General features: G+C 69.7%; 10 protein-coding genes, 1 other RNA gene and 1 pseudogene. 11 read left to right on the forward strand and 1 reads right to left on the reverse strand.

What is annotated here, in order from left to right; genetic code table 11:
* The first annotated feature begins 124 nt into the window (after nt 1–124).
* The 3 genes from OG900_26445 (at nt 125) to OG900_26455 (ending at nt 8,537) form a co-directional block, all read left to right on the forward strand.
* Complete coding sequence (locus OG900_26445; protein ID WUH93304.1) at nt 125–7,105, forward strand: polymorphic toxin-type HINT domain-containing protein; 6,981 nt, start codon at nt 125–127, stop codon at nt 7,103–7,105.
* 62 nt (nt 7,106–7,167) lie between these two features.
* Nucleotides 7,168–7,923 carry a hypothetical protein gene (locus OG900_26450; GenBank protein ID WUH93305.1) on the forward strand — a complete coding sequence of 252 codons (756 nt, stop codon included), beginning with the start codon at nt 7,168–7,170 and terminating at the stop codon, nt 7,921–7,923.
* Between the two features lie 224 nt (nt 7,924–8,147).
* On the forward strand, nt 8,148–8,537 hold the full coding sequence (locus OG900_26455; protein WUH93306.1) for a VOC family protein: 390 nt from the start codon (nt 8,148–8,150) through the stop codon (nt 8,535–8,537).
* 9 nt (nt 8,538–8,546) lie between these two features.
* Here OG900_26455 and OG900_26460 read toward each other — a convergent pair whose 3' ends face one another.
* Nucleotides 8,547–8,738 carry a hypothetical protein gene (locus OG900_26460; protein WUH93307.1) on the reverse strand — a complete coding sequence of 64 codons (192 nt, stop codon included), beginning with the start codon at nt 8,736–8,738 and terminating at the stop codon, nt 8,547–8,549.
* 283 nt (nt 8,739–9,021) lie between these two features.
* Between OG900_26460 and ftsE the strand changes: the two genes are divergently transcribed.
* The 8 genes and pseudogenes from ftsE to OG900_26500 all read left to right on the forward strand — a co-directional run bounded on the left by ftsE (nt 9,022) and on the right by OG900_26500 (nt 15,346).
* The gene (ftsE, locus tag OG900_26465) at nt 9,022–9,711 is read left to right on the forward strand and encodes a cell division ATP-binding protein FtsE (GenBank protein WUH93308.1); all 690 of its coding nucleotides are present in this window, start codon (nt 9,022–9,024) and stop codon (nt 9,709–9,711) included.
* Between the two features lie 78 nt (nt 9,712–9,789).
* Nucleotides 9,790–10,707, forward strand: a complete 918-nt coding sequence (gene ftsX / locus OG900_26470) for a permease-like cell division protein FtsX (protein ID WUH93309.1) — start codon at nt 9,790–9,792, stop codon at nt 10,705–10,707.
* Between the two features lie 88 nt (nt 10,708–10,795).
* Nucleotides 10,796–12,052 carry a S41 family peptidase gene (locus OG900_26475; GenBank protein WUH93310.1) on the forward strand — a complete coding sequence of 419 codons (1,257 nt, stop codon included), beginning with the start codon at nt 10,796–10,798 and terminating at the stop codon, nt 12,050–12,052.
* Between the two features lie 18 nt (nt 12,053–12,070).
* Nucleotides 12,071–12,553: an SsrA-binding protein SmpB gene (gene smpB, locus OG900_26480; GenBank protein WUH93311.1), complete on the forward strand. Its 483-nt coding sequence runs from the start codon at nt 12,071–12,073 to the stop codon at nt 12,551–12,553.
* 118 nt (nt 12,554–12,671) lie between these two features.
* Nucleotides 12,672–13,062: a transfer-messenger RNA gene (gene ssrA / locus OG900_26485) on the forward strand.
* Nucleotides 13,063–13,295: 233 nt separating this feature from the next.
* Nucleotides 13,296–13,781 (forward strand): NUDIX domain-containing protein, encoded by a 486-nt coding sequence (locus OG900_26490; protein WUH93312.1) that lies wholly within the window; start codon nt 13,296–13,298, stop codon nt 13,779–13,781.
* A gap of 281 nt (nt 13,782–14,062) precedes the next feature.
* Nucleotides 14,063–14,197, forward strand: a complete 135-nt coding sequence (locus tag OG900_26495) for a hypothetical protein (protein WUH93313.1) — start codon at nt 14,063–14,065, stop codon at nt 14,195–14,197.
* Nucleotides 14,198–14,766: 569 nt separating this feature from the next.
* A pseudogene (locus tag OG900_26500) lies at nt 14,767–15,346 on the forward strand (RtcB family protein).
* Nucleotides 15,347–15,368: the final 22 nt, after the last annotated feature.

A 15,368-nucleotide genomic window follows, 5' to 3' on the forward strand; every position in this document is an offset into this window, starting at 1 on the left:
TGCTGGTTGCTAGCTTCTGCCTTCTGCTGTTCCACGCCTTGGGGGGTTTGCGGTGCGCAGTCTTATCGGCATGCCATTGCGTCGTCGTTCGGCGAGAGGCGCGCGGAAAACGTGGGCCTGGGGCATGTGGGCCGCCCTGCTCGCCCTCGTCGTGCCCTTCGTGGCGGGCGGACCGGCAGCGGTCGCCGATGCGCCGCACTACGACGTCAAGCCGGGCAAGGAACGCGTCGTCCCCGTCAAACCGGTCGCGCACCACGGCGTCAAGGTCCCCTCGATGCCGGCGTGGGACCCGGAGGCGGCGCACCGCAGCTGGCCCGCCGCGGGCAGCGCCGACGTGGCCGTGGCCGCCACCGCCGCGCGGGCCGCCGCGCTCCCGGTCCGTATCGCCCAGGCGGCCGTGCCGCACGCGGGGCGGACCGCGGCCGCCGCGGCCAAGGCCTCCGCCGCCCAGGCCCCCGTCACCCGCGCCCGGGTCACCGTCGCCGACCAGCGCGCGGCCCAGCGCCTCCACCTGGGCGGCCTGATCCTCCAGGTCGCGCGGACCGACGGCGGCACGGGCACCGGCGACGTCCAGGTCAGCCTGGACTACAGCGCCTTCAAGGACGCCTACGGCGCCGACTGGGGCTCACGGCTGCGGCTGGTGTCGCTGCCCGCGTGCGCGCTGACCACACCCGACCTGCCCGCCTGCCAGACCGAGGCGCCGCTCGCCTCCACCAACGACAGCGGCACTCACGTGGTCTCCGCCGTGGTGCCGCTGTCCACCACCGCGGTGCTGGCCGCCGACGCGGGCACCGCGGGCGGCGGCGGCAGCTTCGCCGCCACCTCGCTGTCGCCCTCGGGCCAGTGGTCCGGCGGCGGCGCGACCGGTGACTTCTCCTGGTCCTACCCGATCGGCACCCCCGACGTCCCCGGCGGCCTGCAGCCGTCCGTGGCGCTCGGCTACAGCGCGCAGAGCATCGACGGCCGCACCTCGACCACCTCACCGCAGGCGTCCTGGATCGGCGACGGCTGGGAGTATTCGCCGGGCTTCGTCGAGGAGTCCTACGCGGGCTGCGCCGACGACACCGCCGGCGGCAGCCCCAAGACCGGTGACCAGTGCTGGTCGGACGCCACCGATCAGATCACCCTGTCCCTCAACGGCGCCTCCAACACCCTGGTCCACGACGACGCCACCGACACCTGGCACCCGCAGGGCGACTCCGGCGAGATCGTCAAGATCGGCACCGACGCCGCCAACCCGGACAAGGAACACCGCTCCTTCAGCGTCACCACCACCGACGGCACCACGTACTACTTCGGCCTCAACCAGCTGCCCGGCTGGTCCGACCACGGCACCGCCGCCGACGACCCGGTGACCAACTCGGTGTGGACCGCCCGCGTCTACGGCAACGACACCGGCGAGCCCTGCCACGCCTCGACCTTCGCCGCCTCCGCCTGCAACCAGGCCTACCGGTGGAATCTCGACTACGCGGTCGACGACCACGGCAACGCCATCAGCTACTGGTACACCCCGGAGACCGGCTACTACGGCGCGGCCAACACCACCACCCCGGCGGCGTACACCCGCGGCGGCTACCTGACGAAGATCCAGTACGGCCAGCGGGCGGGCAAGGTCTACGACACCGCGGGCACCCCCGCCGCCGCCCAGGTCTTCTTCGACACCGCGGAACGCTGCCTGCCCACCGACACCTTCGACTGCGCACCTGCCAAGCTCACCGCCGCGAACGCCGCCCACTGGCCCGACGTGCCGGCCGACCAGATATGCGCGTCCACCGGCACCTGCAACAACCACGGCCCCGCCTACTTCACCACCAGGTGGCTCACCGCGATACGCACCCAGGTGCTGGTCGGCACCGGCTACCAGAACGTCGACTCCTGGGCGCTGGCCCACGGCTTCCCGCCGCCGGCCGACGCCAAGGACACCACCACGCCGACCGCCTGGCTGAACGGCATCACCCGCACCGGCCTCGACGGCGGCACCCTGGCCACCGGGCCCGTCACCTTCGCCGGCCAGGCGATGGTCAACCGGGTCGACGGCCTCGACGGCTACCAGCCGCTGGCCCGCTACCGGCTGACCGACATCACCACCGAGACCGGCGAGGTCATCAAGGTCCAGTACACGACCCCGCAGTGCCACCGGCTCGGCACCACCGTGCTGCCCAGCGCCCCGGACAGCAACCACCTGCTGTGCTACCCCGTCTACTGGACGCCGCCCGGCAAGGTCGACCCGGAGCTCGACTGGTTCAACAAATACCTGGTCCACGCCGTCACCGAGCAGGACCCCACCGGCGGCGGCCAGCCCATGGAGACGGTCTACTCCTACGTCGGCGACCCCGCCTGGCACTTCGCCGACGACCCCGGGACCCTGGCCAAGTACCGCACCTGGAACCAGTGGCGCGGCTACGGCCAGGTCGAGACCCGCACCGGCTCCGACACCACCGGCGTCACCCTGACCCGGCTGAACTACTTCCGCGGCATGGACGGCGACAAGACGTCCGGCGGCACCCGCAGCGTGTCCCTCACCTCGGCGGGCGGCGACGTCACCGCCACCGACAAGGACTGGTACGCCGGGCAGGTCTTCGAGGCCCGCAACTACAACGGCGACGGCGGCGCCCTGCTCTCCGACGCGGTGACCGTCCCCTGGGAGAGCGCGGCGACCGCGACGCAGGCCCGCACCTGGGCCGGCCTCGGGCCGCTCACCGCGCACATCCTGGGCCTGGCCCGTGAGCGCGCCACCACGACCAAGGCCGACGGCACCGCGATCACCGACGAGACCGACTACACCCACGACGCCGCCACCGGCCTCGTGCTCGCCGTCGACGACAAGGGCGACCTGTCCACCACCGCCGACGACCGCTGCGAGAAGACGGACTACGCCACCGGCGCCGGCGGCAAGCCGCTGCCCGCTCCGCGCCGCATCACCTCGCTCGGCGTCGGGTGCGCCGCCACCCCGACCTACCCCGCCGACCTGCTCAGCGACGACCTGATCTTCTACGACGGCTCCACCGACAGCACCGCCCCGGTCACCGGAGCCGCCGACGTCACGATGGTGAAGAAGGCCGACTCGGCCACTTCCGCCGGCACACCGCACTACGTCACCGCCAGCACCAACGTGCTGCCCGGCACCACCACGGCCGACTACGACATCTACGGCCGGCAGCTGAGCCAGACCGACGCGCTCGGCCACCGCACCATCACCGCATACACCCCGGCGACCGGCGCCGCGCCCACCAAGATCAAGACCACCGAGCCGCAGGTGACCGGCCAGCTCCAGGCCTTCAACTCCACCACCACCTACGACCCGGCCCGCGGCCTGCCGCTCGCCACCACCGACGTGTCCGGCTACACCACCAGCAGCACCTACGACCCGCTGGGCCGGATCACCGCCGGCTGGAAGGCCGGCTTCTCGCAGTCCCTCAATGCGCAGCCCAACGTCACCTACAGCTATGCCCTGTCCAGCGAGGTGCCCTCCACGGTCACCACGAAGACGCTGGTCGACAACGGCAGCGCGACCACGTACCAGACCTCCGTCGGCATCTACGACGCCCTGCTGCGGCCGCGCGAGACGCAGACCGCCACCGTCGACGGCGGCCGGGTCATCACCGACGTCGCCTACGACGACCACGGCTGGACGGTCAAGGCCAACGGCCCCTATTACACCAAGGGTTCACCGGACGGGACGCTCGTCTACGCCCCCGACGACCAGGTCGCCGCCGAGACCGCCACCTTCTACGACGGCGCCGGCCGCGTCACCGCCTCCGCCGCCTACACCCTCGGCTCCGAGACCTGGCGCACCACCACGGCCTACCCCGGCTCCGACCGCACCGACATCACCCCGCCGGACGGCGCCTCGCCCACCTCGACCTTCACCGACGGCCGCGGCCGCACCGTCAAGCTGCTCACCTACCACGGCACGACGCCGAGCGGCCCGGCCGACACCATCACGTACACCTACGACAAGTCCGGCCACCAGACCGGCCTCAAGGACGGCGACGGCAACACCTGGTCGTCCGCCTACGACATGCTCGGCCGGAAGACCTCCCAGACCGACCCGGACACCGGCACCACCAGCAGCACCTACGACCTGACAGGCCAGCAGCTCACCGCCACCGACGCGCGCGGCAAGACGGTCACCACCGCGTACGACGAGCTCGGCCGCCCGACCGCCACCTACGACACCACCGGCGGCGCCACTCCCGGCACCGCGAACAGGCTGGCGTCCTGGACCTACGACACCCTCAAGAAGGGCCTGCCCACCTCGTCCACCAGCTACGACGACGGGCTCGCCTACACCGGCAAGGTCCTCGGCTACGACAGCCACGGCTGGACCCAGTCGACCGAGACGATCATCCCGGCCGGCGACGGCAACCCCGCGGGCACGTACATCACCGACCGCACCTACACCCCGACCGGCAACCTGCACTCCTACACCGACGGCGCCGCGGGCGCCCTCCCGCAGGAGACCGTCAGCTACGGCTACGACACCTTCGGGCGGCCCACCTCCGCCGGCGGCGACGTCGGCAGCTGGGACTACGTCGACAAGCTGGCCTGGACCGAATACAACGAGCCCGCGCAGTTCACCTTCGGCCCGTCGGGGAACTTCGCGCAGACCACGTATTCCTACGACGAGCAGACCCGGCGGCTGAAGGGCCAGCTGACGGTCACCCAGTCCGGGCGGGTACGCGCGGACTCCACCTCGTACGCCTACAAGGCCTCCGGCCAGGTCACCCGGATCAGCGACCAGCTCGACACCGGCCAGACCGACACGCAGTGCTTCGGCTACGACGGCGCGCAGCGGCTCGCCGCCGCCTGGACCGCCACCGACGCCTGCGCCGCCACCCCGGCCGCGGGATCCGCCGCCACCGTGGGCGGCCCGGCCCCCTACTGGCAGTCCTGGACCTACGACGCCACCGGCGACCGCGCCACCCAGACCGACCACGACCTGGCGGGCGACGCCGCCAAGGACGCCGTCGCCACCTCGACCGACGCCAAGGCCACCGGCGGCCCCGCCCACGCCCTGGCCCAGGTCGCCACCCACACCCCGGGCGCCCCCGTGCCCGACGCGGTCACCTCCTACACCTACGACCAGGCCGGCAACGTCGCCACCCGCACCACCCAGGCCGGCACCGACACCTTCACCTTCGACACCGCCGGCAGGCTCGCCAAGCTCCAGCAGACCGGGACCGCCGGCGACACGACCTACGTCTACGGCGCCGACGGCAACCTGCTCGTGCGGCGGGACGCCACCGGCAGCACCGCCTTCCTCGGCGACGAGGAGGTCACCCTCAAGACCGGCGCCACCGGCCGCACCGGCGTCCGCTACATCTCCATCGCCGGACTCACCGTCGCCGTCCACTCCTCCGAGGGCGCCTTCGCCTACCTGGCGTCCGACCGCCAGGGCACCGGCCAGATCCAGATCGACGCGGTCAGCCAGGCCCTCACCCGCCGCCAGTACCTGCCCTTCGGCCGGACCCGCACCGCCACCAGCGGCTGGCTCGGCAGCCGCGGCTACGTCGGCGGCCAGCAGGACGACACCACCGGCCTGACCAACCTCGGGGCCCGCGAATACGACGCCACCACCGGCCGCTTCCTGACCCCCGACCCGCTGCTCGCGCCAGGCGACCCCCAGTCCCTGAACGCCTACGCCTATTCCGACAACAGCCCCGTCACGCTGTCCGACCCGAGCGGCAACCAGCCGGAAGACTGCCTCTACTACGAGTGCCAGATGTACAACGGGCACTTCATCTACGGCAACAAGCGCTCGCACCAGCCGGGCAGCGGCACCGACAGCGGGGGTGGCGGCGGAGGTTCGGGCAAGCCCTCCACGTCCGACACCACCAAGAAGGCGCAGGACGACGCGGCGGCCGCGCAGCGCGCCGCGGACACCGCCAACCAGGTCGCGGCGGCCGCGAGGGCCCACAAGGAGGGCCTGCTCAGCAAGATCGTCCACCTGGTCGGCGACCTCATCGGCGTCAACGACGCGATCAGCTGCTTCACCGAGGGCAACGTGATGGGCTGCATCAACACGGCCCTCGGCAGCGTCCCGTGGACGAAGGTCTTCAAGGCCTTCAAGGTCGGCGTCAAGGCGTTCAAAATCTGGCGCGAGGTGGAGAAGGCAGAAGGCCTCATCAAGGACACCCAGGAGGCCGTGAACGTCGCCGAGGACGTCCTGGCCGCCAAACGGGAGGCCTCCTCGGCGTCGGCGATGAGCGACGCGAAGGCGGCGGCCGACGAGGCCGCCGAGGAGGCCCCCAGCCCGGCGCCGGGCTGCTCCGCCCCGCACAGCTTCCTGGCGGACACGCCGGTGTCCCTGGCCGGCGGGGGAACGAAGGCCATCTCCCAGGTCAAGGTCGGCGACACGGTCCAGGCGACCGACCCGCAGACCGGACTGACCCGTCCGGAGAAGGTCCTGAAGGTCATCGTCACCCACACCGACGAGGACTTCACCGACCTGACCCTGACCACAGACGACGCCCACCCCAACGCCCCGCCGTCCCACCTGACCACCACCTGGCACCACCCCTTCTGGGACGCCACCCACCACCGCTGGACCGACGCCCAGTCCCTCACCCCCGGCACCCACTTCCGCCGACCCGACGGCACGACGGCCACCGTCACAACGGTCCGCAACTACCACCGCCACGCAGTCACCTACGACCTCACGGTCGCGGACCTCCACTCGTACTATGTGCTCGCGGGGGCGGCCCCGGTCCTGGTCCACAACTGCGACGTCACGCTGACTCAAGGGGAAGCCGATACCCTGCAAGTTGGGCCCCACGCCAATGAGTCGGTTCCTGCGACGGGACCTGTGGTAACGCCTGAACAGAGTGCGGCGATGCAGGGGAAGGCATGCCACACATGCGGCGGAAGCACTCCGACGATGATCGGAGACCATCAGCCGCAGTCCGGCATCGGACCCACCAGTACACCGAGGAACCTGTTCCCGCATTGTCAGGTGTGCAGCGAAACGCAGTCTGTCGCGGTACAGAAGGCTCAGCAGATGCTCCGGAATCACGGATACCATGATCCAACGTTCCCGGGTCTGCCGGGTATACCTAGTGCCGTGGAAAAGCTGGCGGAGCTTCTTCCTGGCCATACGGTTTAGCTGGAATCTGCGCCTGGCCGACCACGCGTCGGTCAGGCGCACTCTCATTCAAGGACTGGCAGATGCTGATTGCTAGCACGGATATCTATCTGAACCACGGCACGGTTCGCCTTGGGTCCAAGGAAGCTCCATCGGCTGCCTCCCAGTTGGGCGGTGCACCTGCGACGGCATCCGACAAGCACATCCACGTTGCGGCGAGGGCGCAGGTCGGACTGGTGCGCGTCAAATTGTGGAATAGGATCGGACCGGCTAGGGGCACCGTCGTCTTTGACGGGGACATCTCGCTTGCTGACGGTTGCATCGCAGTTGGAGATATCCTCAATGTGTCCACTTTCGTCCAGGGTTTCGGGTCTCCCGGGTTGCATCGGATCCGGGTCTCGGTAGACGATCCAGGAAATGCGTCGCGTATTGATGTGATCCTCGATCCTGGGGGGGTGCCTATTTCCCTGACGAGTGTTGCTGGTTCCACGATTCCGTATGAGTGGACGGCTGACAAAGCGGCGATCGGCAGATTCGACGAGTTGGGGCTGGTGTTGTCGTCGCACGACCTGCCGGTCAGCCGCCTGTCTGCAGCCTTGAAAATTGTCTTGATTGCGCACAACGAAGGGGATGCGGACAGCGGAGAGTATCTCCTTGGTTTTGGAGTTCGCATGGTTGTTGGGTGGCTGCGGTGGCTGCGCGACGGGATTTCCGAGGAATCTGCCTCAGGGGCGGGCACTGAGATTTTGGCGAGGTTGCGCGATCTCCCGTGTTCCCAATCGGATAAGAGTGTAAGCGATTTGGCAGTCAGAGTTCTTAAATCGCTGCATTGCGTCTAGTTATTGCCAGCGGTTATAAAAGGAGACCCACGCGGTCACCTACGACCTCACGTCTGACGGCAGTGGTCGACAGCAACATGACGACGAGCTCGACGCCCTGTTCGACTTCCGCGGTGACGTGGAGCTGGTCCACCACATCCTTGTCGAACCCGCCGAGGAATCCGTTCGGCGGTCGCGCGCAACACCCGTGGCGTCCGGCCGGAAGATGAGGGAAGCTCGCGCGCATGGTCTCAGTGGTGCAGAACGTAGCGATCGACTGTGCCGACGCCTACGCGTTGGCGAGCTTCTGGAGCAAGGTGACGGGGTGTCCGCTGCATGCGGATGACTTTCCGGGGGATCCGGAGGCCCAAGTGCTGCTGTCGGAGGACGGGCCCGTGCTGCACTTCAACCAGGTGCCCGAGGCCAAGGCCGACAAGAACCGCATCCACCTGTGCCTGCGGCCCGAGACCTCGCGGGATCAGGAAGTGGAGCGGCTGCTGGGCATCGGTGCCACCTTCGTCGCCGATCGCCGGAATCCGGACGGTACGGGCTGGGCGGTCCTCGCCGACCCGGAGGGCAACGAATTCTGCGTCCTGCGCAGCACCTCGGACCGGGCGACGGCTAACGGAGAGTGACGGCGAAGGTCACGCCGTGGCGTGCTCCACGACCAGGACGACGGCCAGCAGGGCCACCAGGAGGGCGATCAGGGTGGCGGGGGATATGGAGGACCAGCCGGGCTCCTGCTCCATGCGGGCGCGGTTCGCGCGGCACACGGGGCAGCGGCCTTCGGCCACCGGGCCGGAACAGTTCGCGCACACCAGCCGGTCGACTGTCATGGGGGTCTCCTCACTCCGTCCGGTGAACGCTCCCGGTGGGTGAATCGTTCCCGGGAGGGGTACTCGCCAGTCCTGGGGTCGGCACTGCGTACGCACTATCTACTGTGACAGGTTCCGAGCCGGGGTGCGCCCCGGGGGCGTGGGGCGGGAATGCGCGGGCTTGCCCGGTTATGCCCTGTGGGACGGCCCACCAACCCGCTACGACGACTGCGCACGGCTTGCCCCGTCGCGTAGTGTCGCCCTCATCCCCTGTCCGCTCACCCCGCAAACCCCTGGTGCGAACGTGATCCGATTCGACAACGTCACCAAGACCTACCCCAAGCAGAACCGCCCCGCGCTGCGGGATGTGTCGCTGGAGATCGAGAAGGGTGAGTTCGTCTTCCTGGTGGGCTCCTCGGGCTCGGGCAAGTCGACCTTCCTGCGGCTCATCCTGCGTGAGGAGCGGACCGACACCGGCATGGTGCACGTGCTCGGCAAGGACCTGAACCGGCTGTCGAACTGGAAGGTCCCGCACATGCGGCGCCAGCTCGGCACGGTCTTCCAGGACTTCCGGCTGCTGCCGAACAAGACGGTCGCCCAGAACGTCGCCTTCGCCCTCGAAGTGATCGGCAAGGCCCGCGGCACCATCCGCAAGACCGTGCCCGAGGTGCTGGACCTGGTCGGCCTGGCCGGCAAGGAGGACCGGATGCCGGGCGAGCTGTCCGGTGGCGAGCAGCAGCGCGTGGCGATCGCCCGTGCCTTCGTGAACCGGCCCATGCTGCTGATCGCGGACGAGCCGACCGGAAACCTCGACCCGCAGACGTCGGTGGGCATCATGCGGCTGCTCGACCGGATCAACAGGACCGGCACCACCGTGGTGATGGCCACCCACGACCAGAACATCGTCGACCAGATGCGCAAGCGCGTCATCGAACTGGAGAAGGGGCGGCTGGTCCGCGACCAGTCGCGCGGTGTCTACGGCTACCAGCACTAGGGCTGCCCGCACAGGCAGCCTGCACTGGCACCGGCCGAAACGACACCCGTCCCCCTTCCGAAAGGAACCTCGACCCCCATGCGCCTCCAGTTCTTCCTGTCGGAGATCGGCGTCGGCCTCCGCCGCAACCTCACGATGACCTTCGCCGTGATCATCTCCGTGGCGCTCTCGCTCGCCCTCGCCGGCGGCGCTCTGCTGGCCAACAAGCAGGTCGACTCGATGAAGGGCTACTGGTACGACAAGGTCCAGGTCACCGTCTACATGTGCAACAAGAGCGACGCGGGCACCACGCCCAGCTGCGCCAAGGGTGCGGTGACCGACGACCAGAAGACGCAGATCCTCGCGGACCTCAAGAAGCTCCCGATCGTGGAGAAGGTCTACTACGAGAGCGCCGAGGGCGCGTACAAGAACTACGAGAAGCAGTTCAAGAACTCGCCGATGGCCACCTCCATCACCCCGGACCAGATGCCGGAGAACTACCGGGTCAAGCTCAAGGACCCGACGAAGTTCACCGTCATCGCCAGCGCCTTCCAGGGCCGCCCCGGCGTGCAGTCGGTCGAGGACCAGCGGGCGGTGCTGAAGAACCTGTTCTCGCTGCTCGGCGGCATGACCAAGGCCGCGTACGTGGTGCTGGCCTTCATGCTGACCGTAGCGATGCTGCTGATCATCAACACCGTGCGGGTGTCGGCCTTCAGCCGCCGCCGGGAGACCGGCATCATGCGGCTCGTCGGCGCGTCCAGCTTCTACATCCAGATGCCGTTCATCATGGAGGCGGCGTTCGCCGGCCTGGTCGGCGCCGCGGTGGCCTGCGTGATGCTGCTCGGCGGGCGGTACTTCATGATCGACGCCGGCCTCAAGCTCCAGGACAAGATCCCGCTGGTGTCCTTCCTCGGCTGGGACTCGGTCGTCCAGGTGCTGCCGCTGGTGCTGCTGATCGGCTTCCTGATGCCGGCGTTCGCCGCGTTCATCGCGCTGCGGCGGTACTTGAGGGTCTGAGCGGCGATCCGCCGGTGCGTCCACGGGACCCACCGGCGGCCGTCGTATCTTTCCGTACGACGCCCGATTCTGGCCTAGACTTCCCGCCATGTCCGGCCCGTTGATGCTCGGGACGCCCCGCCGTATCCGCCGCGGGGCGACCCTGACGTTGGTCTTCGGCACCATGCTCGCCACCGGAGCCGCGGCCGGCAGCCTGGCCGAGCCGCAGCAGCGCGCCAGGACGGCGCGCATCGCGGCGGCCCCCGCGGCTGATTCAGGCCGCGGCGACGCCAAGGCGCCCCGGGCGAAGGGCGCGAGCGCCGGCGGCGACGCAAAGGGCGCCGGGTACGCGGCGGATGGCGACCGCCCGCCGGTCGACACCGAGGGCATCGCCCAGGAGATCGCCCAGGGCAAGGTCGGCCCGCAGGCCGCACGCAAGCTCGTCAGCCGCAGCGGCGACCGCTGGTCGTCCTTCTACACCGCGCAGGAGTACGCCGGCCTCCAGGAGGCACTCGACGGGCGCTACGTGGGCACCGGGCTGTGGGTGCGGCGGATCGGCGGGGGCCGGATCCAGATCGCCCGGGTGCAGTCGGGCAGCCCGGCGCAGCGGGCCGGCATCGGCGTCGGCGACGTCCTGGACTCGATCGACTCCACCCGATGTACCGGCCTCGCGGTGACCGAGGTGGTCGCCGCCCTGCGCGGCGACAACGTGCCGGGCAGCACGGTCACGCTCACCGTGCAGCGCGGCGGCCGCGGCCGTACGATCACCATGCAGCGGGCCACGCTCGCCACCGAGGCGGTCACCGTCAGCCGGCCCGACGGTCCCGACGGCCCCACCGACATCGCCATCGACGCCTTCACGCTCGGCACCGGCAAGCAGGTGCAGGCCGCGGTGAAGACGGCCGGGCACGGCGTGCTGCTGGACCTGCGCGGCAATTCCGGCGGCCTGGTCCAGGAAGCCGTCTCCGTGGCCTCCGCCTTCCTCGACGGCGGCCTGGTCGCCACCTACGACGTCCACGGGCAGCAGCAGGCCCTCTACGCGGCCCCGGGCGGCGACACCACCGAGCCGCTGGTCGTCCTCGTCGACGGCGGCACCATGAGCGCCGCGGAGATGCTGGCCGGCGCGCTCCAGGACCGCGGCCGGGCGGTGGTCGTGGGCTCCCGCACCTTCGGCAAGGGCTCGGTGCAGATGCCCAGCCCGCTGCCCGACGGCTCGGTCGCCGAGCTGACCGTCGGCCACTACAGCCTGCCCGACGGCCGCGGGGTCGACGGCCGCGGCATCGAGCCGGACGTGCAGGTCAGCGGCGGCCAGGACGCGGCGGCGGAGGCACGCGAGGTAATCGCTGGCCTCGGCCCCCCCTCCTAGTGGGAGAATGGGCCCGCTATGGCAAAAGAGACCGGTCGCAAGATCATCGCGCAGAACAAGAAGGCGCGACACGATTACCTCATCCTCGACACGTACGAGGCGGGCCTGGTGCTCACCGGCACCGAGGTCAAGTCGCTGCGCATGGGCCGCGCGTCGCTCGTCGACGGCTTCGCCCAGCTCGACGGCGGCGAGGCCTGGCTGCACAACGTGCACATCCCCGAGTACACCCAGGGCACCTGGACCAACCACTCGGCCCGCAGGAAGCGCAAGATGCTGCTGCACCGGGCCGAGATCGACAAGCTGGTCCACAAGACCCAGGAGACCGGCCACACCATCGTGCCGCTGGTCCTGTACTTCAAGGACGGCCGGGTGAAGGTCGAGATCGCGGTCGCGAAGGGCAAGAAGGAGTACGACAAGCGGCAGACCCTGCGCGAGAAGCAGGACCGCCGCGAGTCCGACCGCGTGATCTCCGCCGCCCGCCGCCGCCAGCGCGCCTCCTGACCCCCTTCCGGGGGACGCACCGGGAATACGCTGGCCGCGCCGCGCGCTGATCACGTACGATGGGACACAGCACCACCGGGCCATGGTGAGTCCGGTGTGCACATTGAAAACACCACATGGGGATGATCGGTTTCGACTGGGGATGTCGAAGCAGGGGAAGCGAGCCGAGGAAGCGGCAATGATCTCGTTAACCATATGTCGCAAACAATAATCGCCAACACCAAGCGCGATGCCTCCGAGTCCTACGCTCTCGCTGCCTAATAACAGCTAGAGAAGGCCTCCTATGGAGTGTCAGCCCGGGGGTGATCCCGACCCGGATCCTGGCATAATCTAGGGATCTAAACTTCAAGGACCGGTCACGGGTCTTTGAAGGAAACCAAACAGTGACTGGGCCCGTCGGCGGCTTGTCCGCGTGACTGCCGGGGCCGAGAAAAGCACAGCGGACTGCGCTCGGAGAAGCCCTGTTTCCGCACCACAGGACGCGGGTTCGATTCCCGCCATCTCCACTCATCCCATGCGCCGGACGGCGCCTCCCAGACGGGGGGCGCCGTTCGGCGTTCCCGGCCAGCACGCGGCGCCGGGTCGGCGTCGATGCCACCAGGGCGCGCCTGCGAGCGGTACGTCACCGCTTCGTGACTGGACGTGTGCGAGACGCCCCGCCTATCGTGGAGCCGTCTGAGGGCGCCCGAGGGGCGATGCCTGCAGAGTGAGCGCCTTCGAGCCGCGTTGCTGGAACGGAGTCATGACGACTGTGCCGAGCCGCATCGACTACTTCGACGACCCGAGCGCACCGCCCGCCAACAGCCTCATCCCGTCCGCGAACGCCGTCGTGACCGACGGCGAGGGTCGGATTCTGATGATCCGCCGCAGCGACAACGGCAATTGGGCCGTGCCCGGGGGAGCGATGGACCTCGGGGAATCCATCGTGCAGACCGCGGTGCGGGAGACCCTCGAAGAGACCGGGATCCACTGCCGGGTCACCGGGCTTGTCGGCATCTACACCGACCCCCGCCATCTCATCCATTACACGAGCAACGACGAGGTACGGCAGGAGTTCTCGGTCGTCTTCACGGCGGAGTACGTCGACGGCGAGCCGACTCCGAGCGACGAGTCACACGAGGTGGTGTGGGTTCCCCGTGACGAGGCCCAGGGCCTCACGATGGACCGCTCGATGCGCCACCGGATCGAGGCCTGCCTTCAAGGCGAAGGGCTGCCCCAGCTTGGGTAGCGGCGGCCGACGTCCTCCTCCGGCCAGACACCTCGTACGCGGCCTCGCTGGGACGTTGCGCGCCCGGTGGCAACGCGCCCTCGGCGATGCGGCGGCGCAGGGCGTCCGCGGTCTTGTACGCGCCCCACGGCGTCGCGCAGGAGCCCGTTGATGGCGCGTCAGAGCAAGCCGACCGGCCATCGGGAGTGTTCGATGATCGGCTCTGTCCCACATTCGGTGGTGACCGTGCGTCACGCTCGTTCAAGCCGCAATTGCGCAGTCCACAGCCGGGCTCCGTCGCCGTGTCCGAGGACGAGAAGCCAGCCGACGGTGTCGAACACAAGCTCGGCCTGTTCGTGGACAATGCCCGGCGGCGGGCGGACAAGCTGAGTGATGCGCGGCGAGCGGAGCTGACTGAGCTGGGGATGCGCTGGTGAACAGCGTGTGCGGCGAAGGGCCTGGAGGCGGATGCGAGCGCCGCGCCGCCCGCGCCGGGCGGCGGGGCCGGGCGCCGCAGGCGCGGGCCGAGGTCCACCGGGCCCCGGGGGGCCGCCGCCCCGGGCCGGCCGCGGGTGCGGCTGCGCGAGCTCTGGGGGCGCTCAGGCACCACGGGCGGGCCCCGGGGCGGGCCATGGCCGAAAGCGTCCCTGGGTGCTGCGCTCAAGCGCTGATACTTTCCGCAGTCGTACGGTCTGTTTGCTCAGTACCTCGACTGAGGGTGTGTGATGAACAGACGTCTACTGGTCGTACTCGGCGCGGCCCTGCTGGGTCTGCTGCCCATAGCCGTCGTGCCCGCCGTCGCCTCCGCGCAGCCGGCGCGGGCCGCGGCCACGGCCGGACCGCACACGGTGACTCCGCTCGTGGAGCCGAGCGGCTGTACCGCCTCGGTGTCGTGGGTCACCCAGGGCAGCAACCACTTCTACGGCCAGGGGAACGCCCAGTGCGACTCCGGCCAGTACCACGTCGAGGCCACCTGCAAGAACGTGCTGTTCGGCCTGACGTACATGCTCCCCGGCTACACGGTCGCGGCGCCCTCGACGTCGACCGTGGTGTGCAACACCGGTGACACCGTGCAGAGTCTCGTGACGCGGACACCCTAGACCCGCGCGGCCCGGCCGGCGCTGTCCCAGGAGGTGATCCGCCGCGAGTTCCGCAAGGCGGAGATCACCTTCGAACCGGTTATCTCGTGCCACCACAACTACGTCAGCGAGGGGCGCTACGAGGGGGCCGACCTGCTCATCACCCGCAAGGGCGCGATCCGCGCGGGGAGTGGCGGCTGCGGGATCATCCCCGGTTCCATGGGGCACCGGATCGTACATCGTCCGCGGCCTCGGCAACACGGCTGCCTTCAACTCCGCGTCCCACGGCGCGGGCCGCCGCACGAGCCGCGGCGCGGCGCGGCGAAGCGCGCGGACACCACCCGCGGCCTCGCACAGCAGACCCGCGGCGTCGAGTGCCGCAAGGGCGCGAGCGTCGTCGACGAGATCTCCGGCGCGTACAAGTCCGTCGAAAGGGTCATCGACCAGCAGCGCGACCTCGTGGAGGTCGTGGCCAAGCTGAAGCAGGTCATCTGCGTCGAGGGCTGAGGACCCCGGAGCGCGGGCTCCG

Source organism: Streptomyces sp. NBC_00433, from assembly GCA_036015235.1.
In the GTDB taxonomy this organism is placed as follows: Bacteria; Actinomycetota; Actinomycetes; order Streptomycetales; family Streptomycetaceae; genus Actinacidiphila.